The organism is Methylobacterium sp. NPDC097929, assembly GCF_049543375.1.
In the GTDB taxonomy this organism is placed as follows: domain Bacteria; phylum Pseudomonadota; class Alphaproteobacteria; order Rhizobiales; family Beijerinckiaceae; genus Methylobacterium.
On record NZ_JBMVEP010000001.1, the window covers coordinates 834,651 to 854,073 of the forward strand.

Below are 19,423 nucleotides of genomic sequence, written 5' to 3' on the forward strand. Positions count from 1 at the left end.
TTCCAGACCCCGGCCGCGAGGCCGGGGTTTTTTATGCGCGCGGCCCCGAACGGACCGGACTTCGCTCGCTTCTAGAGCTGCGCCCGACCACGTTGGGTCGGGACGCGTCTCTGAACCTTCGTTGTGCCGCGCTTTCTTTCGACGAACCGGCGTCCACTTCGTCGGAAAGCGCTTTAGGTGGTCTCGGACGACGCGGATGGTCCCGGTCTGCGGGCTCGGGAAGGCCGGTCCCGCGGCCTTCAAAGCGCCCCGATGGCGCGGTCTTCTGCGGGCCGAGCGAGGTCGCGTCTCCTTGTCCACTCCATCGTTCCCCTCCGCATCGCCCCGACCGCCCGCGCGCGGCCTGGCCCGCCTCGGCTGGATCGCCGGACTGCCCGTCCTCGCCCTGATCGGCGCCGCGGCGTATCTCGGCACGCCGCGTCTGTCCGAGAGCTTGCGGCGGCAGGCCGCGGAGATCGTCGCCGCGACCGGCGAGGGCCAGCCCGAGCCCTGGCTGCGCGTCTCGGTCGAGGGCCGCGACCTGATCGCCGCGGGCGAGGCGCCCGAGGCGGCCCAGCGCGACGCCGCACTCGACCGGCTCGCCCGGATCGAGGGCCGGCGCCGGCTGACCGACCGCACCGGGGTGATCGAGGAGGTTTCGCCCTTCGTCTGGTCCGTGGAGCGTCCGGCCACCGACCGCCTCGAAGCCACGGGCAGTCGCCCGGCCGAGGTCGGTGCCTTCGAATTGGCCCAGCGCCTGAAGCCGGCCCTGCCGCGCGCGGCGACCCTGGACGACCGGGCCCGGGCCGCCCGGGGCGCGCCGCGGGACTTCCCCGACGCGGCGGCCTTCGCGGTCGAGCGGTTGCAGGATCTCACCACCGGCGCCGTCGCCACCCTCAACGACACCGTCATCTCGATCCGCGGCGAGGCGGCGAGTCTGGCCGCCTACGACGCCCTGCGCACGGCACTCGCCAATCCGCCCCAGGGCTACAGCCTCGGCACGGTCGAGATTCTGCCGCCCGCGGTCGAGGATTTCCGGTTCGCGGTCTCGCGCCGGCCGGACGGCAGCCTGGAGCTGAACGGCCACGTCGCCTCAGGAACCGCCCGCGAGGAGATCCGCGCCGCGGCCGCGGAAGCCGCGGAAGGGGCGGCGATCGACGACTGGATGCACGATGCCCGCGGCCTGCCCCCCGGCATCGACGGTACCGCGCTCACCCGCTTCGTGCTCCGGCTCGCGGGGCTGCTGCACGAGGGCCGCGTCGCCTTCGAGGCCGGAACCGCCACGGTCGAGGGCAATGCCCTCGATGCCGGCGCGGTCGGCGAGGTCGAGGCGCTGATGCGCGACGGCCGGCCGGCGGGCGTCGCGGCGGGCCGGGTCGCGCTCACCGCCCGGCCGATCGTGCCCTATGTCCTGCGCATCCGCCGCGGCGCCGACAGCGTCACCTTGAGCGGTCATCTCCCCGATCAGGCGAGCCGGGAGACCCTGCTGGCCCGGTTGAGCCCGCGCTTCTTCCGCGAGACGATCCACGACCGCACCCGGCTCGCCGACGGGGCGCCGGCCGGCCTCGCGGCGGCGGCCGCGGCAGGCATCGACCCGCTCTCGACGCTGGCGAGCGGAGAGCTGACGCTCACGGGCACCGGCCTGCGCCTGACCGGCACCAGCCTCTATCCCGAGAGCGCCGCCCGCCTGAACCGCTCGCTGCCGAAGGCGGTGCCGGTGGGCTGGAGCGCCTCGGTCGCGGTCACCTCGGGCGAGACGCCGATGGCGGCGGCCGATCCGCGGGAATGCGGACGCCGCCTCGCCGAGCGCACGGCGCAGCCCCTGCGCTTCGCGCCGGGCAGCGCGGCCCTGGCGCCCGAATTTTATCCCGTGCTCGACGCCGTGGCGGCGCTCGCCCGCGCCTGTCCGGGTGAGCGCCTCGAGGTCGTCGGCCATCTCGACCCGCCCGGCGCCAAGCCGGAGGCGCGGCCCGATCCGGTCGCCGACGAGGCGGCGAAGGAAACGGCGCCGAAGCCGCCCGCGAAATCCGCCAAGGACCGCAAGGCCAAGCCGGCCGGCAAGCCGGCGGCCACCGCCGCCAAGGACGAGAGCGGCCAGAAGGACGCCAAGGGCGAGGGCAAGACCGAAGCTCCCGCCGACGCCAAGCCCGAATCGGCCGAGGCCGCCAAGGCCGAAACCGGCACCGATCTCGCGCGGGCGCGGGCGCTGGCCGTGCTCGATTACCTCCAGAAGGCGGGCGTTCCGCTGGACCAGGCCGCCGCTCCGGCGGATGCCGCTCCGCTCCCGGACCGGCAGGGAATCGGCCTCAGCCTGCGCTCGTGATTCCGCTCGCCACCTCGCTCTGGCCGGAATTGACCGCGGCCCTGTCACTCGGCCTCGCCGTCGGCGCCCTGACCGGCTTGCCCCGCAGCCACGCCGCCCGCCTGGGCGCCGGCCTGCTGTTCCTCGGGCTCGCCGCCCTAGCCGGGCTGGCCGCGACGGGGACGGTGCCAGGCCGCGGGGGCCTGTGGGTCGAGAGCGGGGCGCTGATCCTAGGAGCCTATCTCGCGGGCTGCGTCCTCGGCGGATTCGGCCGCCTCGCCCTGCGCCGGACCTGACCCGGGCGGCGCGTCCGCCCCGTCTGCGAGGCCCCAGATCCGCTGCGCCCGCCCGACGCCGCGCAGGGAGAATTCGCCGACCGGAATTACGGGCGTGCCGCAGCGCCGGGCGAAGGCCTCCGACAGGAGCAGCGAGCGGCCCAGCTCGTCGCAGAGCCGCTCCATCCGGCTCGCCTCGTTGACCGCCCGGCCGATCACAGTGAAGTCGAGGCGGCGGTCGGTGCCGACATTGCCGGAGACCACGCGCCCGTAATGGAGCACGATGTCGGCCTCCAGGGCCGGCAGGCCCCGGCGGCGGCGGGCGCGGTTCAGCGCCGCGTTCCGCGTCAGCGCCTCGCGCGCCGCACCGAGCGCGCCCGCGCAGGCGGGGCAGGCGAGGGCATCCGGCTCCGCCACGGGAAACACCGCCAGGAAGCCGTCTCCGAGGAACTTCGAGATCTCGCCGCCGTGGCGCTGGACGGGATCGCCGAGCGCGTCGAAATGCTCGTCGAGCCAGCCGACCACCTTCAGCGGGTCGTCGCGATCCGCCAGGGCGGTGAAGCCGCGCAAGTCCGCGAGCAGGATCGCGGCGTGCACCACCGCGCTCTGTCCGCGCCGCATCTCGCCGGCCAGCACCCGGGCGCCCGTGGCGGGCCCGAGATAGGTGCCGAGCATCTCGCGCATGGTGTGCGAGAGGCTGAACTTGGCCGTGACGAGGGCGATGACGGGCACCAGCCCGGCCAGCATCGCCCGCTCCGATTCGCTGAAGCCGCCGGCCCGGTCGGTGGCAAACGAGATGCCGACGCCTTCGAGCGCCGTGCCCGGGTCGAAGGCGGCGAGATGGAGCCGGTACTCGGTGGCGCCGGCCTGCCTCAGCTCGGTCAGGAGCGGCAGGTCCGGGAAGGCGTCCGGGCCATCCAGTTGCCAGCCGACGAAGCTGCCGCCGGCCGCGTGCAGCCAGCCGACGGGGCTCCGAAGATAGGAATCCTCCCCCTCGGGGCCGTGGAGCGTGGTGAACACCTCCACGCCGTCCCCGCGCCGCCACGCGATGCTGGCGCCGCGAAACTGGGGATCGATGACGGGCACGGCCAGGCTGAGGCGCCAGAGCGGAAGACCGGCCGCGACCAGTTCCTCGCAGAACGCGGCGATGACGCGCTCGCCCGCATCCGATTCGGTCGCCCGCGCGACGAAGCGAGCCTCGATGGCGCGCAGGGTGAGATCGGCGGGCGTGTCCGTGGGGGGCATGGCGGGCGCAACCATATCCGCGCCCGCCGCACGATCCAGAGCGGCGGGACCGCGCCTGTGGGCAAGTCGCCGGTTCGAGGCCGCCGAAGCGGCCGCTTGCCCGGCGGCACGGAAGGCTTCAACCGTGCCGCGGCAGGCGCGCGATCAGGGAATCTTCGGCATGGACGACAGGACGGGTGACGTGGACGGCTTGCGGCGCCAATTCGCTTTCCTGGCCGAGATCGACGGGCTCAAGGCCGTGCTGCGGCAGAACCGGACGATCGGGGAGGGGCGGCGCGAGAACTCGGCCGAGCATTCCTGGCATCTCGCGATGTTCGCCCTCGTGCTCGGCGAGCACGCGCCGGGGATCGATCTGGCCCGCGTCGTGACGATGCTGCTCGTGCACGACATCGTCGAGATCGATGCCGGCGACGTGCCGATCCACGGCCATTACGACGCCGCCGCCCTGGCCTTCATCGAGGCGGCGGCTGCCGAACGCATCTTCGGGCTGCTGCCCGGCCCGCAACGGGACCGCTTCCTGGCGCTGTGGCGCGAATTCGAGGCCGTCGAGACCGCCGAGGCGCGCTTCGCCAAGATGCTCGACCGGCTCCAGCCGCTGCTGCTCAACACGCTGACCGGCGGCGGAACCTGGGCCGAGAACGGCCTCACGCAGGCGCAGGTGCTCGCCCGCTACCTGCCCGTGGTCGAGCGCGGCGCGCCGAGCCTGCTGCCCCATGTCGAGGGGATGATCCGCCGCCACTACGCGACGGAAGGCGCTTGAGTATCTCTCACAAAACTCCCGCCGCGCTTCCGTCGCCAGAGCGAGAGGCGTCGGTGACCGGGAGTTTCGTGAGGCACTTCAAGGCCTGACCGGCTGCGCCTCCGCGCTCACGGCGGCGCGGACGCCGCGGGCAAAGTCGCGCTCGATCATCAGGGCGCTCTTGCCGTCCAGCCGATTGCGGTAGACCTGCAGGTTCTCCATCACCCGCTGCACGTAGTTGCGCGTCTCGGTGAAGGGGATGCGCTCCACCCAGTCGATCGGATCGACATCGGGCCGGCGCGGGTCACCGTAGGCATCGACCCACTTCTTCACGTTGCCGCCACCCGCGTTGTAGGAGGCGAAGGCAAGGATGTAGGAGCCCTTCCAGTCCTCCATCAGCTCACCCAGATGGGCCTGGCCCAGGCGGGCGTTGTAGGCGGGATCACTGGTGAGCCGGTCGGTGTCATAGCCCGTCGAGACGCGCTTGGCCGTCCGCTGGGCGGTCGCCGGCATCATCTGCATCAGGCCGCGCGCACCGACGCCGGACTGGGCGCGGGGATCGAACTGGCTCTCCTGCCGCGCGATGGCGAACACCATCGCCCGCTCGACCTGCGGCACCGCCGTGAAGGTCTCGTAATCGGGGATGCCGAGGGTCGGGTAGGCGTGGGTGTCGAGCGCCAGCCCGCGCTGCGTGGCGAGCTTGCCGATGGCCACGAGCGCCCGCGCGTCGCGCGCCTCCACCGCCGCCTCGCCGAGCGCGTTGACCTGCGCCTCGTCGGTGAGGAAGCGGGCCGCGTCGATGTAGAGCGGCAGGGCCAGTTCCTTGAGGGAGGCCGCGGCGAGCAGCTTCAGGCCGCGCACGAACAGCCGATCGTCGAAGGCGGCCCGGGCCGTTGGGCTCAGCACCGCCGCCTGGCGCAGGGGCAGGCTGTGCTGGCCGAGCCGGGCGCGGGCGAGCTGGCCGTAATAGGCGATGGGCTGGAGCGCCGCGCGCTCGTAGAAGCCCTTGGCCTCGGCGGCCTTGCCCGCGGCCTCGGCTGCGCGGCCCTGCCAGTAGGCGGCACGCGCCAGCGAGATCGGCGTCTCGGCCACGGACGCGGCCCCGGCGAAGTGCCGCTCGGCCGCGGCCGGATCGGCCATGAAGCGCAGGGCGATCCAGCCGGCGTGGAACTCGGCCTCGATGCGCTTCTCGGCCAGTCGCGCGGAATGGGCGGCGCTCACGGCGTAGGCGGTCTTGGGATCGCCCGCATCCATCAGCTTGCGGGCGACGATCCGGCGCTCGACCCACCACGTGTCCCCGTCCACGATGACCTCGGGATTGGTGGGCGCGGCGAGCAGAACCTTGGCCGCCTCCTCGGCCTTGTCGGCCCGTCGGAAGAACTGCACCCGCGAGAGCAGGTAGGAGGAATCGTTGCGCAGCGACGGCGGCACCGCGGCGAGCGCCGAGGCGCCCCCCTTCTTGCCCTGCACGGCGCGGCGGGCGCGCACGAGGCTGGCATAGGAGCCGCCGGCATAGTCCGCGGCGCGGGCGGCGGTGACCCAGTCCTCCTTCAGGAGGGCGCGCTCCATCCGGTAGCGGTGATCGACCACGGTGAGCAGGCCGGGGAAGGCGTCGGTGACCCTCGCTTCCAGGCTGCGCCCGAAGCTCTCCTCGCGCCACAGGTCGCGCACGAGGTCGGCCGCGTCCGCGTCGAGCCCGTCGGCGCGCAGGGCCAGCGCCAGGGCGAACTTGCCGGGAGCACTCTGGGGCTTGGCGCTGGCGAAGTAGGCCCGCACCACGGCCGGGCTCTTCTTCTCGGAGAGCAGCCGCTCCTCGGCGCGCCGCCGCAGCAGCGGGCCCGCCGGCCAATCGGGATTCGTCCGGGTGAAGGCGACGACCCGCTCGAAGCTGATCGCGGCGCCGGCACGGATCGCCACCCATTCGAGCAGCGCCCGGGCGGCCGGGTCCGTGAAGGTCTCGGCGAGCCGGTCGCCGTCGGAGGCCTTGCCCTTGCGGTAGAGATCAATCGCCTGACGCAGCTGTCCGAGATCGGTCTGCCCGGAGACGACCGGCCGGCCCGGGTCCGGCACCTCGGGGGAGGGGGCGGCGGGCGAGACGCCCGCATCGGGCAGCGGGAAGGCGACCGAAGCATCGCCCTCGGTCGAGGCGTAGGCCGCGGCGGCGGCCGGCAGCGGGGTGTCGGCGGCGGCCTCGCTCGCGCTCGGATCGAGGCGCAGCGCATCGGCGGCGACCGGGTCGGCGGCGGGGCTCTGGGCGTCGTTCACCCGCGCGGCGGGAGCGGTGGCGTCGCTCGTCGGGGCGGCGGGCGCCGAGGCCGGTTGCGGGTTGCGCGGCTCGATGGCGGCGCCGGGCCCGGCCAGCATCGCGCTGCCGGACAAAGCGAGCCCGAGGAGGAGGGGCAGGGAGCGGGCGGGCAACGCCTTGGTCATCAGACACCCCGACTCGGAGGCCAAGCCTTAAGCTCGGCCCAAGTCCGTTAAGATGGCATTAACTGCGCAAGCGAAGCGTTTGCGCGCGGACGGGGGAGGGCCTATGTCTCGCCCGTCCCGCCTGCGGCCGAGGCCGCCGGGACGTGCCAGAAGCAGGCAAGAAGAACGGCCGGGAACGCCAGGATGACCGATACGCACGCCCGCCTTCGCGGCTCGATGACCGCGCTCGCGACCCCCTTCCGCGACGGTGAGTTCGACGAATCGGCCTTCCGGAAATTCGTGAACTGGCAGATCGAGCAGGGCACCCACGCGCTGGTGCCGACCGGCACCACCGGCGAGAGCCCGACGCTGAGCCACGTCGAGCACGACCGCGTGGTCGAGGTCTGCGTCGCGGAAGCCGCCGGCCGGGTGCCGGTGATCGCGGGCGCCGGCTCGAACTCGACGCGGGAGGCCGTCGCGCGGGCGCGTCATGCCGAGAGCGTCGGCGCGGATGCGGTGCTCACCGTCACGCCCTACTACAACAAGCCGACGCAGGAGGGGATGTACGCCCACTTCAAGGCGGTGAACGACGCCGTCGGCATCCCGATCATCATCTACAACATTCCCGGCCGCTCCGTGGTCGACATGAGCGTCGACACCATGAAGCGCCTGTTCGAACTGAAGAACATCGCCGGCGTGAAGGATGCCACGGCCAAGATCGACCGCGTCAGCCTCCAGCGGCAGGCCTTGGGAGAAGATTTCATCCAGCTTTCTGGCGAAGATGCGACGGCGCTCGGCTTCAACGCCCATGGCGGCGTCGGCTGCATCTCGGTGGTCTCGAATGTCGCGCCCCGGCTCTGCGCCGATCTCCAGGAGGCGACGCTCAAGGGCGACTACGCCAAGGCGCTCGCGATCCAGGACCAGCTGATGCCGCTGCACGTGCAGATGTTCTACGAATCGAACCCGGTGCCGGCCAAGTACGCGCTCTCGCGCCTCGGGCTGATGTCGGAGGAGGTGCGCCTGCCGCTCGTGCCGGCGACCGAGGGCTGCCGCCGAGCGGTCGACGCCGCGCTGGCGCATGCCGGCTTGATCTAGCGCCGGCCCGATCCGAGGAGATCCGGCGAGACGCCTCGCCGGAGACCGCGGCGGTCCCCATATCGGTGGGCCGCTGCCCGACCGCGAACCTGAAGACGAATGGCACCCAAACCCGAACCCGGCCGGCGCGTCGTCGCCGACAACCGCTCCGCCCGCTACCACTACACGATCGAGGACACGTTCGAGGCCGGCATCGCGCTGACCGGCACCGAGGTGAAATCCCTGCGCGGCGGCAAGGCGACGATCGGCGAGTCCTATGCCGGGCCGTCGGGCAACGACCTGATGCTGTTCAACGCCTATATTCCGGAATACCTCGAGGCGAACCGCTTCAACCACGACACCAAGCGGCCCCGCCGCCTGCTGCTTCACCGGCGCCAGATCAACAAGCTGATCGGCGCGACCCAGCGCCAGGGCTACACGGTGATCCCGCTGAAGATCTACTTCAACGACAAGGGCCGGGCGAAGGTCGAGCTGGGGCTCGGCAAGGGCAAGCAGCTCCACGACAAGCGCGAGAGCGTCAAGCAGCGCGACTGGGAGCGCGACAAGGCCCGGCTGATGCGCGACAAGGGCTGAGACCGTTCCGGCTTTGGTCGGAGGCTCGAGCCAGCCCCACCGTCAGCGCGAGCGCATGCGAAGCGATCCAGCGGCGCGACCTTTCCGGATGGGGCGGCGCTCTGGATTGCTTTCGCTGAGCCTCGCGATGACGGTGAGGGTCAGTCTCCCGTCATCGCGATCGTGGCAGCGGTGTCCCGCTCAGCCCTCCGGCTCTTCCTCGGAGGAACCGGGGCGGATGCCGTAGCGGCTCTCCAGACCGGGATTGGACCGGGGTGCGCGCTCGGCGAAATCGCGACGCGGCCCCTCGCCGGGTGCCCGGACGGGCCGCTCGCTCGGATCGCGCCCGATGCGGGCGGCGAGGTGGGCGAGATCGACGAACTCGTCCGCCTGACGGCGCAGGTCGTCGGCGATCATCGCGGGCTGCGTCTGGATCGTCGAGACCACGGACACGCGCACGCCCCGGCGCTGGATCGCCTCCACCAGGGAGCGGAAATCGCCGTCGCCGGAGAAGAGAACCATGTGATCGATGTAGGGGGCGAGTTCGAGCGCGTCGATGGCGAGCTCGATATCCATGTTGCCCTTGATCTTGCGGCGCCCGGCCGAGTCGGTGAACTCCTTCACAGGCTTGGTCACCACGCGGTAACCATTGTAATCGAGCCAGTCGATCAGCGGGCGGATCGAAGAATACTCCTGATCCTCGATCATGGCGGTGTAATAGAAGGCCCTGATCAGATTATCGCGATTCTGAAAATCCTTGAGAAGCCGCTTGTAGTCGATATCGAAACCGAGCGCCTTCGTGGTGGCGTACAGGTTTGCACCGTCGATGAAAATCGCGGTGCGTTGCTTATCGGGCATTGAATGATCCGTGTCTTGAAGCTGAAAGAAACTGCTCTTGCCAATTTAGGAATAGAAGCGGTTCATGAAATCGAAGATCCGGGAACTGCACGGACCCGTGCACAACCGAACCGTCCATCGATAGCAGCCTTCGTTCGTGCAGGCGCGCTTGTGTTCGGAAGGTTTGTGGCCGCCTCTAACGGGAGCGGCTCAAACGGGCGCGGAGCGAGCGCACCCGCACGGGCAACGGCCCTATCGGTCTTTCGTGACGGAGCGAACCTGTCCTGTCAAGCACGCGCGCGGATCGAGCCAGAGTGTTTCCGGCTGCAGCGCAAGATCATGCCGGATACCGTAAAGAACACATCGCGGTTTTCAGCACCGCCTCAATAGTTGCGGCACAGGCAGACAATCAACTTCTATATGAAAATATTTACCTCAGGTTAAATCAGCTTCGCAAACGCTCGGCCCTCGAACGCTCTCCTTAGGACGCGACGGCGCGACGGGAGCTTTGCGAGGAAGGCTGCGGAGAATGGAAAACTGATTTCCACATTCGCCGATCCTCGCGCTGTCAGGCACGCTGATGGGAAGGCCCGACCCCACGACGGCTTGTGAGAGGGTCATGGCTTCGGCAGAGCGCGGCTGCCCGGCTTGACCGGCGGGAGTGCGGCGAGTTCCGGCGGCAGAGCGTCGGGGGAATAGGTCGGGATGTCGAGGGTGACGAGGGAAAGGAGCGGCAGACCGATCTCGCCACGCCCGCCCGAGCGGTCGATCAGGCAGGCCGCGCCGACCACCTCGCCGGCCTCGTCCTTCAGGGAGGCGAGGCATTCCCGGGCCGAGAGCCCGGTCGTGACGATATCCTCGACGATGACCGCGCGAGTGCCGGCGGGGATCGAGAAGCCGCGGCGCAGGGTGAAGGGACCGCCGGGGTCGCGCTCGACGAAGATCGCCTTGGCGCCGAGATGGCGGGCGGTCTCGTAGCCGGGGATGATGCCGCCGATCGCCGGCGAGACCACGATGTCGATCCGGCCGAAGCGCGCCGCGATCGCCTCGGCCAGAGCCCGGCAGAGCCGCTCGGTCCGGGCCGGGTCGGAGAAGATCGTCATCTTCTGCAGGAAGGTGGGCGAACGCAGCCCGGAACTCAGGATGAAGTGCCCCTGCAGCAGCGCGCCCGCGGAGCGGAATTCTTCGAGAACATCTTCCTGCGTCATGTCCGCTCGCGCGCAAACCCCGTCTTCCGCCGCTTCTTGCAGCGGCGGGCGCAGGGCGCAAGCGGGGGCTGTCGGCGCAACCGCGACGGCGGGCCGCTAAGTGTCTCTCACAAAACTCCCGCCACGCTTCCGTTGCCAGATCGAGAGGCGTGGGTGAGCGGGAGTATTGTGAGGCACTCTAATTGCGGACGCGCACGACCTCGCGCGGCCGATGGCGGCGCACGAACTCGGGCGGCGCGTCGTAGGCCGGATCGTCGATACCCACGGGCAGGAGCGCGCCGAGCAGCACGCCCTCGGTTCCGCCGCGCTGAATCATCGTGCGCATGCCGGGCTGCAGCCGGCCGTCGTCGAGATCATCGGGATGGGCGGGCACGAGCGGCAGCCCCTCGGGGCCGCCGCGCTGGATCATGGTCCGCATGCCGGGCTGAAGGGTCTGCGCGCCGGCCTCGACGGCGAGCGGAAGGCCCAGCCCGAGAAGGGCTGCGGTGACGAGGGAAAGCTTCATCGGGGCGCTCCGGTCAGGCACGTCGCGGACCCGGCATGCCATGCGCGGGCCCGATCACGGAATGACGGGCCGGCGCGTCGGTTCCGCAAGACGGTCGGCCATGGTCCCCCAACTCGGGCGAAGGATTAGCCGTTCACCCGCTCCACGCGGCTGACCGAGCGCTTGCCGCGCAGGTCCGCCACGATGGCGGTGAGGTGCTTCAGGTCCGGCACCGAGAGGTCGATGGCGATGTCCGTGAAGTCCTGGGTGCGGCGCTTCATCGAGACGTTGTCGATGTTGCCGTCGTGCTCGGCGATGACCTGGGCAATCTGGGCCAGGGTGCCGGGCTCGTTGATCGATTCGAGGCTGATCTTGGCGGGGAAGCGCTCGTGCGAGCCCTCCACGTCCCAGCGCACGTCGAGCCAGCGCTCGGGCTCGTTGTCGAAGGCGGCGAGCGCGGCCGACTGGATCGGGTAGATCGTCACGCCGACACCGGGGGTGAGGATGCCGACGATGCGGTCCCCCGGCACGGCGCCGCCGTTCGGCGCGAAGCTCACCGGCAGGTCGCCCGCGAGCCCCCGGATCGGGATGCCGCCCGGAGCAGCCGCCCCATCGGTCTCGGCGGAGAAGGTCAGGCGCATGGTCTGGTCCTTCGAGCGGGTGAGTCGCCCCGCCGCTCCGTTGGCCGCCGGCCCGCCGCTGGCGCCCGCGCGGCGCTCGTCCTTGAAGTCGGGATAGACCGCCTTGACCACGTCGCCGGAGAACATCTCACCGCGCCCGACGGCGGCGAAGACATCCTCCGTGCCGGCGCGGGCGAGCCGGGGCAGGGCGCCGCGCAGCTTCTCCTCGGAAAAGCTCTTGCCCGCCCGCTCGAAGGCCCGGTCGAGGATCTGGCGGCCGAGCCCCGCATATTGCCGGCGCACGGCCGTGCGGGTCGCCCGCCGGATCGCGGCGCGGGCCTTGCCGGTCACGACGAGGGATTCCCAGGCCGCGGGCGGCGAGGCGCCGTCGGAGCGGGCGATCTCCACCTCGTCGCCGTTGGCGAGTTCGTGCAGCAGCGGCGCGAGCCGGCCGTTGATCTTGGCGCCGACCGCCGTGTTGCCGACATCGGTGTGGACGGCGTAGGCGAAGTCGATCGGCGTGGCGCCCCGCGGCAGGGCGATCAGGCGGCCCTTGGGGGTGAAGCAGAACACTTGGTCCTGGAACAGCTCCAGCTTGGTGTGCTCCAGGAATTCTTCCGGCGAATCGCCCTCGGCCAGGAGTTCGATGGTGCGGCGCAGCCACTGGTAGGCCCCGCTCTCAGTGGCGAGGCGCGGATGGATCTCTCCCTCGGCGCCCTCGGCGGAGGCCTCCTTGTAATGGGCGTGGGCCGCGATGCCGTATTCGGCGATCTCGTCCATCTCGGCGGTGCGGATCTGAAGCTCGACGCGCTGCCGCTTGGGCCCGATCACCGTGGTGTGGATCGAGCGGTAATCGTTCTGCTTGGGGGTCGAGACGTAGTCCTTGTAGCGGCCCGGCACCATCGGCCAGCTCGTGTGGACCACGCCGAGCGCCGCGTAGCACTCCGCCACCGTGCCGACGATCACGCGGAAGCCGACGATGTCGGAGAGTTGCTCGAAGGCGACCGACTTGCGCTCCATCTTCGACCAGATCGAGAACGGCTTCTTGAGCCGGCCCTTCACCTGGGCCGTGATGCCGCGGGCGGCGAGCCGGGCGGTGAGATCGTGCTCGATGCTCTCGATGACGCTGCCGGACTTGGCCGAGAGGTCTTCGAGCCGCTTGGTGATGGTGGCGTAGATCTCGGGCTTGAGCGTGCGGAAGGAGAGGTCCTCCAATTCGTCGCGCAGCTCCTGCATGCCCATGCGGCCGGCCAGCGGCGCGTAGATGTCGAGGGTCTCCTCGGCGATCCGCGCCCGCTTGTCGTCGCGCATGAAGTGGAGGGTGCGCATGTTGTGCAGGCGGTCGGCCAGCTTGACCAGCAGCACCCGCACGTCCTCGGCCACTGCCAGGAGCAGCTTGCGGAAGTTCTCGCCCTGCACCGCCCGCTTCGAGACGAGATCGAGCCGCTTGAGCTTGGTCAGCCCGTCGACCAGCGCGCCGATCTCGGGCCCGAAGATCTCGCGGATCTCGTCGAGCGTGGCGGCGGTGTCCTCCACCGTGTCGTGCAGCACCGCCGCGACGATGGTCGCGTCGTCCAGGCGCAGATCGGTGAGGATCGCGGCGACTTCGAGGGGATGGGCGAAGAACGGGTCGCCGGAGGCGCGCTTCTGCGTGCCGTGCGCGCGCATGGCGTAGACGTAGGCGCGGTTCAGAAGCGCCTCGTTCGCGGCCGGGTTATAGCGTTTGACCCGTTCCACGAGTTCGTACTGGCGCATCATCCGCCGAAGGATCCTGCTCTGGGATGGTGTGGGGGCCCGGCCGGGCGGGCCGTGGTCATCGCGCGACAGCTTCCCGCATCGGCGGCCTTCGCGCCAGACCCACGGCGTCGCAGACGAAACGTGACGGTTTCATCCGGCCTGCACCGACCGCAGGGCCGGAAGACGAGAACGCCCGCCGCTCGGGACCGAGGGCGGGCGCGAAGGCGCAAGAGCGGGTGGGACAAGAGCGGGTGGGAAAGGCTTACTCGCCCTCGTCGTCCGTCTCGGTCGGCGGAGCCAGATTCTCCAGGCCGCGCAGGAGGTCTTCCTCGCTCATGAAGTCGAACTGCACGTTCTTGTCGTCCGAGGAGGACTGGGGCGCCACCGCCGCGGCGGCGGGGGAGCTCGACAAAAGCGGCACGGTGTCGGCCTCCGGCTCGTCCACCTCGACGTATTTCTGCATCGAGTGGATGAGCTGCTCCTTGAGATCGTCCGCCGTGATCGTCTCGTCGCCGATCTCGCGCAGGGCCACGACCGGATTCTTGTCGCGGTCGCGCTCGACGGTCAGGGGAGCGCCGGCGGCGAGCAGGCGGGCCCGGTGGCTGGCGAGCAGGACCAGCTCGAAGCGGTTCTCGACCTTCTCGATGCAGTCTTCGACGGTGACGCGAGCCATGCGAGGCGGCTCCTTCCTCAGGCGCGGATACGAACGATATGCGTGATGAACGGGCTTCCTACACCGGATGATGCCCCGCAACAAGCACTCGCCACGCCGCCGATTCCGTCCTGCCGCAGATACGAAGCGGGCAGCACTCGGCTGCGCGAACGCGCGCTTCAATCTCTGTCGCGTTTCGGTGGCATTTCGCCGTGTGCGGAGGACCAGCTTGACCCTGATCCTCCGCATGAGCATCGGCTAAGGCTGGCACCGAAAGGGGCGGGGAGGGTCGCACCTCCTCGCTCCACTCCTGAGAGAATTGAGATTCGATCGGAAAATTCAAGTCACAGGAGAGCGCCGCTTTGCTGTGGCGTTCCCGGCCCCGTCGATGAGGCCCAATCCACCTCGGATTCCGACCCCTCCTGCCTGTTGAGAATCCGGCCCTCCCGGTCCACATGGAAAGCGGCGTCGGCTGATCCCGGCGCCGCTTCCCGGCCGGCCTTGAACCGGCGCCAGCGGACCCGAGGATTGTCTCAGATGTTCATCCAGACCGAAGCCACGCCGAATCCCGCCACGCTCAAGTTCCTGCCCGGCCGCGTCGTGCTCACCGACGGGACCTTCGAAGCCCGCGATTCGCAGAGTGCCGAGCGCTCGCCGCTGGCCACCGCCCTATTCGCGGTGCCCGGTGTCTCGGGCGTCTATTTCGGGCACGACTTCATCTCGGTCACGAAGGCCGACGGCGTGAACGAGTGGCCCCAGGTGAAGCCCGCCGTGCTCGGCGCCATCATGGACCACTTCCAGTCCGGCCGCCCGGTGCTCGCCGAGGGCACGGCCCTGGCCGAGGACGAGACGGAGGAGTTCTACGACGAGGCCGACCACGACACGGTCGCGACCATCAAGGACCTGCTCGAGACCCGGGTGCGCCCGGCGGTGGCGGGCGATGGCGGCGACATCACCTTCCGCGGCTACCGCGACGGCATCGTCTACCTCGAGATGAAGGGCGCCTGCTCGGGCTGCCCGTCCTCCACCGCGACCCTGCGGCAGGGCGTGCAGAACCTGTTCCGCCACTTCCTGCCCTCCATTCGGGAAGTCCAGGCGATCTGAGTCCGCAAATCCTTGCGACCGCCCCGCGGGCAGAGGTGCAACACCGCCGCGCTTCCTTGGGGAGGCGGGCGGTCGAAGCCCTGACGGAGGCGGTCGTTTCGTCCTAGAAAGAACCGGATGGCGGGCGCCCCCGGCCCGCCGCCGGACGGAAGCGACGGTTTGCGAATCCTTGCCATCGATACGGCGCTCGAAGCCTGCGCCGCCTGCGTGGCCACCGACGACAGCGACGATCTGCTCGCCGAGGAGTCGATGCCGCTCGTGCGCGGCCATGCCGAGGCGCTGCTGCCGCTGATCGAGCGGATCATGGCCCGGGTCGAGGGCGGCTTCGAGGGACTGGACCGGATCGCGGTCACGGTCGGGCCGGGCAGCTATACGGGCCTGCGCGTCGGCCTCTCCGCCGCCCGCGCCATCGGGCTTGCCGCCAACATCCCCGTGGTCGGCGTCACCACCCTCTCCGCCCTGCTCGCCCCTCAACTCGCCCTCAACGGCGAGACGACGATCGTCGCCGCGATCGATGCCCGTCACGGTGCCGTCTACCTCCAGGCCATGAGCGTGGCGGAGGGCGTGGTGGTCCCGCCGCGCCACGTCGCGCTGGAGGAGGCGGTCGCCCTGCTCGGCCGGCGTCCGGCGATCCTCACCGGGTCCGGTGCCCCCGCGCTCGCCGCGGTGGCCGGCGCGGCGGGCCTCCCGGTGGAGGTCGCGGAGACGGGCGCGCCGCAGATCGCCTGGGTCGCCTCCCTCGGGCTCGTCGCCGACCCGGATCAGGCGCTGCCCCGTCCCCTCTACCTGCGCGGGCCGGACGCCCAGCCGCAGGACCATGCGAGGCTCGCCCGGGCATGACGCGACCGCTCTCCCCGCTCTGGCCCCTCGATTGGTGGTCCGCTTGGTGGGACGCCTGGGGCTCCGTGCCCTACGTCGCCCCCCTGCGCGATGCCGGACAGGCGGGCGCGCTGGAAAAGCTCCACGCCACCGCCTTCGCGCGCCCCTGGGCCGCCCACGAGTTCGAGCGGCTGCTCTGCGAGCGCTCCACCGAGGCGCACGCCCTGCGCCGGGGCGGCGCGATCCTCGGCTTCGTGCTCTCGCGCAAGGCCGCGGACGAGGCCGAGATCCTGACCATCGTGCTGGCGCCCTCCGCCCGCGGCGGCGGCCACAGCCACCGGCTCCTGCGCGAGCACCTGACCGCCCTGACCTTCTCGGGCGTCCGCACGGTTCATCTGGAGGTCGACGAGGGCAACGCCCCCGCGCTCAAGCTCTACGGGCGCCACGGCTTCGTGCGGGTCGGCGAGCGCAAGGGCTACTATCCGCTGCCCGACGGCAGCCGGGCCACCGCCCTGACCATGAGCGCGGCGCTCTCGTGAGGAGCCGCGGACCCCTCTCGGCCCGATGACGCGGGCCGGCATCGCGGTGCGCCTCGTTCTCCAGGCGCTCACCCTCCTGATCGTGATCGGCCCGCACTGGCTGAGCCTGCGCTTCGGCCACGGGCGGCTGGCCGGGCGGATGCCGGTGCTGTTCCACCGCCTGTTCCTGCGCCTGTTCTCGCTGCGCATCACCCAGAGCGGGACGCCGCCCGGCCCGGGCGAGCCGGCCCTCGTGCTGTCGAACCATGTCTCCTGGCTCGACATCGCCGTGCTGGGCTCGCTGCGCCCGCTCTCCTTCGTGGCCAAGTCCGAGATCGAGGGCTGGCCGCTGATCGGCACGCTGGCGAAGCTCCAGCGCACCGTCTTCATCGAGCGGTCCAAGCGGGCGGCCACCGCGAGCGTCAACGCCACGGTCGGGGAGCGCCTCGCCAACGGCGACCTGATCGTGCTGTTCGCCGAGGGCACCACCGGGGACGGCCTGCGGCTGCTGCCGTTCCGCTCCTCCCTGGTGGGGGCCGCCCGGGCGGCGCTTGCCGCCGAGGCCGGCGGCCTCGCCCGCATCCGGCTGCAGCCGCTGGCGCTGACCTACCTGCGCCGCAACGGCCTGCCCGTGACCCGCGCCGAGCGGCCGGAGATCGCGTGGTACGGCGACATGGAGCTGGCGCCCCATATCGCCCTGTTCGCCGACCGCGGCCCCATCGACGTCCACGTCGCCTGGGGCGCGCCGATCGCCTTCGACGCGGCCACCGATCGCAAGCTCGCCACCGCCCAGGCCGAGGCCGCCGTGCGGCGCGCCCTGCGCGAGACGCGGCTCGGCGGACCGACCGGGCGTCCCGCCCCCGGCGCGCCGAGCCCGGCCGGGGAGGGCGCCGACGTCTCGGCCCCGGGGATCGCCGCGGTGTGAGCCTCAGGTCGGGAGCGGGAAGGTCGCGGCCTGCCCGCGGACCGTCCCGTCGGCGTCCATGAGCTGCCAGACGATGCCGGCCGTGACGGGGAAGCGCCGCCCGTCCCGGGCCACCCGGATCCCCGCATAGTCCGAGACGAAGCCGTCGCGGGCCACCGCATCGAGCAGGCGCTGCCGCTCCTCCCGCTCCGGCGCCTCCGCGGAGAGGCGCGAGGGCATGCCGACGAACGCCTCCCAGGTGTAGCCGAAGGCCCGCTGCGCCGCCCGGTTGGCGTAGACGAAGCGCGGGTCGGCGCTCGTGTCGTGGGCGAGCACCGCGAACGGTGCCTTTCCGTAGAGCCAATCCGGCCCGAGCGCGGGTTCCGGCAGGAGCGGACGCCGGAGGAGGCGGTGGAAGCTGCCGGTGAGCAGGTCGAAGAAGGCGGGATCGGTGGCAAGGCTCATGCCGGGAACCTGACAGGGTCTGAACGGAATCGTGTCGGCGTCCGAACCATGGTAAAGCGCCCCTCGACCGGAAGATTCCCGAAAAGGCGCCGCCGGACGGCGGCAGGGTTGCGATCTTGAAGAAAGCCTACGTCAAATCCTACGGCTGCCAGATGAACGCCTACGACGCCGGCCGCATGGCCGACGTGCTGGCGGCCGAGGGCTACAGCGCGACGGATGCGGTCGAGGAGGCCGACATCGTCGTCCTCAACACCTGCCACATCCGCGAGAAGGCCGCCGAGAAGGTCTATTCCGAGCTCGGGCGCCTGCGCGTGCTCAAGGGCGAGCGGGCGGAAGAGGGCCGCGACACCCGCATCGTGGTGGCGGGCTGCGTGGCGCAGGCGGAAGGCCGCGAGATCCTTTCGCGCGCGCCGGCGGTGGATGTCGTGGTCGGCCCGCAGAGCTACCACCGCCTGCCCGACCTCCTGCGCCGCTCGCGCGAGGGGCGGGTGGTCGACACCGAGTTTCCGGCCGAGGACAAGTTCGATCACCTGCCCGCCCGGCGCAACCGCGGCGTCACCGGCTTCCTCACCGTGCAGGAGGGCTGCGACAAGTTCTGCGCCTTCTGCGTCGTGCCCTATACCCGCGGCGCGGAAGTCTCGCGCTCGGTGGCGGCCGTGGTCGAGGAGGCCCGCCGCCTCGTCGAAGGGGGCGTGCGCGAGATCACGCTGATCGGCCAGAACGTCAACGCCTATCACGGCGAGGGGTCGGACGGGGCGCCCTCGACCCTGGGGCAGCTCATGGACGCGCTGGCCGCCGTGCCCGGTCTCTTGCGCCTGCGCTACACCACGAGCCATCCCAACGACTTCGCCGACGACCTCATCGTCGCGCACGGGACGAACCCGCTGGTGATGCCCTACCTGCACCTGCCGGTGCAGTCGGGCTCGGACCGCATCCTGCACGCCATGAACCGGCGCCACACCGGGGACGCCTACCGGCGGCTGATCGAGCGCATCCGCGGCGCGCGGCCCGACATCGCCCTGTCCTCGGACTTCATCGTCGGCTTCCCCGGCGAGACCGACGCCGACTTCGACGAGACCATGCGGCTCGTCTCCGAGATCGGCTTCGCGGCGGCCTTCTCGTTCAAGTACAGCCCCCGCGCCGGCACCCCCGCGGCCGAGCGCGAGGACGCGGTGCCGGAGGTGGTGAAGACCGAGCGGCTCGCCGCCCTGCAGGCGTTGCTCGACGCCCAGCGCCACGCCTTCAACGCGGCAGCGGTCGGCCGCGTCGCCGAGATCCTGGTCGAGAAGGTCGGCCGGCATCCGGGGCAGGTCGCGGGCAAGACGCCCCATCTCCAGGCGGTGCAGTTCGACGCACCCGCCGCCACCATCGGCACGCTGGTGCCGGTGCGCATCACGCGCGCGGGCTCGAACAGCCTGTTCGGCGAGGTGCTGGAGGATGCGGCGGCCGCGGCCTGACCTATATGAAGGGCATCACCAT

Annotated in this window: 18 protein-coding genes; 10 read left to right on the forward strand and 8 right to left on the reverse strand. The window is 71.1% G+C overall.

The window, feature by feature from the left end; genetic code table 11:
* Window positions 1-292 precede the first annotated feature (292 nt).
* Window positions 293-2,302, forward strand: a complete 2,010-nt coding sequence (locus tag ACPCJR_RS04040; protein WP_391510571.1) for a flagellar motor protein MotB — start codon at window positions 293-295, stop codon at window positions 2,300-2,302.
* On the forward strand, window positions 2,299-2,577 hold the full coding sequence (locus ACPCJR_RS04045) for a hypothetical protein (protein ID WP_391510570.1): 279 nt from the start codon (window positions 2,299-2,301) through the stop codon (window positions 2,575-2,577). Before ACPCJR_RS04040 ends, ACPCJR_RS04045 begins: the two co-directional genes overlap by 4 nt.
* Here the strand turns inward: ACPCJR_RS04045 and ACPCJR_RS04050 are convergent.
* Complete coding sequence (locus ACPCJR_RS04050; RefSeq protein ID WP_391510569.1) at window positions 2,512-3,801, reverse strand: adenylate/guanylate cyclase domain-containing protein; 1,290 nt, start codon at window positions 3,799-3,801, stop codon at window positions 2,512-2,514. The genes ACPCJR_RS04045 and ACPCJR_RS04050 overlap by 66 nt on opposite strands.
* Before the next feature lie 160 nt (window positions 3,802-3,961).
* Here ACPCJR_RS04050 and ACPCJR_RS04055 point away from each other — a divergent pair, with 160 nt between their 5' ends.
* Complete coding sequence (locus ACPCJR_RS04055) at window positions 3,962-4,561, forward strand: HD domain-containing protein (RefSeq protein WP_391510568.1); 600 nt, start codon at window positions 3,962-3,964, stop codon at window positions 4,559-4,561.
* Between the two features lie 78 nt (window positions 4,562-4,639).
* On the opposite strand, the gene ACPCJR_RS04060 is transcribed toward ACPCJR_RS04055, so the two are convergent.
* Complete coding sequence (locus tag ACPCJR_RS04060; protein ID WP_391510567.1) at window positions 4,640-6,970, reverse strand: lytic transglycosylase domain-containing protein; 2,331 nt, start codon at window positions 6,968-6,970, stop codon at window positions 4,640-4,642.
* A 183-nt stretch (window positions 6,971-7,153) separates the two neighbouring features.
* On the opposite strand from ACPCJR_RS04060, the gene dapA reads away from it, so the two are divergent.
* A complete protein-coding gene (dapA, locus tag ACPCJR_RS04065; protein WP_391510566.1) occupies window positions 7,154-8,044 on the forward strand; it encodes a 4-hydroxy-tetrahydrodipicolinate synthase in 891 nt (296 codons plus the stop codon).
* Window positions 8,045-8,143: 99 nt separating this feature from the next.
* Window positions 8,144-8,617: an SsrA-binding protein SmpB gene (gene smpB / locus ACPCJR_RS04070; RefSeq protein ID WP_110349656.1), complete on the forward strand. Its 474-nt coding sequence runs from the start codon at window positions 8,144-8,146 to the stop codon at window positions 8,615-8,617.
* Between the two features lie 180 nt (window positions 8,618-8,797).
* Here the strand turns inward: smpB and ACPCJR_RS04075 are convergent, their stop codons facing one another.
* The 5 genes from ACPCJR_RS04075 to rpoZ form a co-directional block, all read right to left on the reverse strand.
* The gene (locus ACPCJR_RS04075; protein ID WP_391510565.1) at window positions 8,798-9,454 is read right to left on the reverse strand and encodes an NYN domain-containing protein; all 657 of its coding nucleotides are present in this window, start codon (window positions 9,452-9,454) and stop codon (window positions 8,798-8,800) included.
* A gap of 596 nt (window positions 9,455-10,050) precedes the next feature.
* Window positions 10,051-10,641, reverse strand: a complete 591-nt coding sequence (gene pyrE, locus ACPCJR_RS04080; protein ID WP_391510564.1) for an orotate phosphoribosyltransferase — start codon at window positions 10,639-10,641, stop codon at window positions 10,051-10,053.
* Between the two features lie 178 nt (window positions 10,642-10,819).
* Complete coding sequence (locus tag ACPCJR_RS04085; RefSeq protein WP_391510563.1) at window positions 10,820-11,146, reverse strand: hypothetical protein; 327 nt, start codon at window positions 11,144-11,146, stop codon at window positions 10,820-10,822.
* A gap of 125 nt (window positions 11,147-11,271) precedes the next feature.
* A complete protein-coding gene (locus ACPCJR_RS04090) occupies window positions 11,272-13,503 on the reverse strand; it encodes a RelA/SpoT family protein (RefSeq protein WP_391510562.1) in 2,232 nt (743 codons plus the stop codon).
* A gap of 241 nt (window positions 13,504-13,744) precedes the next feature.
* The gene (rpoZ, locus tag ACPCJR_RS04095) at window positions 13,745-14,155 is read right to left on the reverse strand and encodes a DNA-directed RNA polymerase subunit omega (RefSeq protein ID WP_110349651.1); all 411 of its coding nucleotides are present in this window, start codon (window positions 14,153-14,155) and stop codon (window positions 13,745-13,747) included.
* 516 nt (window positions 14,156-14,671) lie between these two features.
* Between rpoZ and ACPCJR_RS04100 the strand changes: the two genes are divergently transcribed.
* From ACPCJR_RS04100 to ACPCJR_RS04115, 4 genes are all read left to right on the forward strand, one after another.
* Entirely contained in the window at window positions 14,672-15,238 is a 567-nt protein-coding gene (locus tag ACPCJR_RS04100; RefSeq protein WP_391510561.1) for a NifU family protein, read from the forward strand.
* Between the two features lie 159 nt (window positions 15,239-15,397).
* Window positions 15,398-16,078 (forward strand): tRNA (adenosine(37)-N6)-threonylcarbamoyltransferase complex dimerization subunit type 1 TsaB, encoded by a 681-nt coding sequence (gene tsaB / locus ACPCJR_RS04105; protein WP_391510560.1) that lies wholly within the window; start codon window positions 15,398-15,400, stop codon window positions 16,076-16,078.
* Window positions 16,075-16,596, forward strand: a complete 522-nt coding sequence (locus ACPCJR_RS04110) for a GNAT family N-acetyltransferase (RefSeq protein ID WP_391510559.1) — start codon at window positions 16,075-16,077, stop codon at window positions 16,594-16,596. The genes tsaB and ACPCJR_RS04110 overlap by 4 nt, the downstream gene beginning before the upstream one ends.
* Window positions 16,597-16,621: 25 nt before the next feature.
* Complete coding sequence (locus tag ACPCJR_RS04115; RefSeq protein ID WP_391510558.1) at window positions 16,622-17,500, forward strand: lysophospholipid acyltransferase family protein; 879 nt, start codon at window positions 16,622-16,624, stop codon at window positions 17,498-17,500.
* Window positions 17,501-17,503: 3 nt separating this feature from the next.
* Here the strand turns inward: ACPCJR_RS04115 and ACPCJR_RS04120 are convergent, their stop codons facing one another.
* The gene (locus tag ACPCJR_RS04120; protein ID WP_391510557.1) at window positions 17,504-17,944 is read right to left on the reverse strand and encodes an MEKHLA domain-containing protein; all 441 of its coding nucleotides are present in this window, start codon (window positions 17,942-17,944) and stop codon (window positions 17,504-17,506) included.
* 116 nt (window positions 17,945-18,060) lie between these two features.
* Between ACPCJR_RS04120 and miaB the strand changes: the two genes are divergently transcribed.
* Entirely contained in the window at window positions 18,061-19,401 is a 1,341-nt protein-coding gene (gene miaB, locus ACPCJR_RS04125) for a tRNA (N6-isopentenyl adenosine(37)-C2)-methylthiotransferase MiaB (RefSeq protein WP_391510556.1), read from the forward strand.
* Window positions 19,402-19,423: the final 22 nt, after the last annotated feature.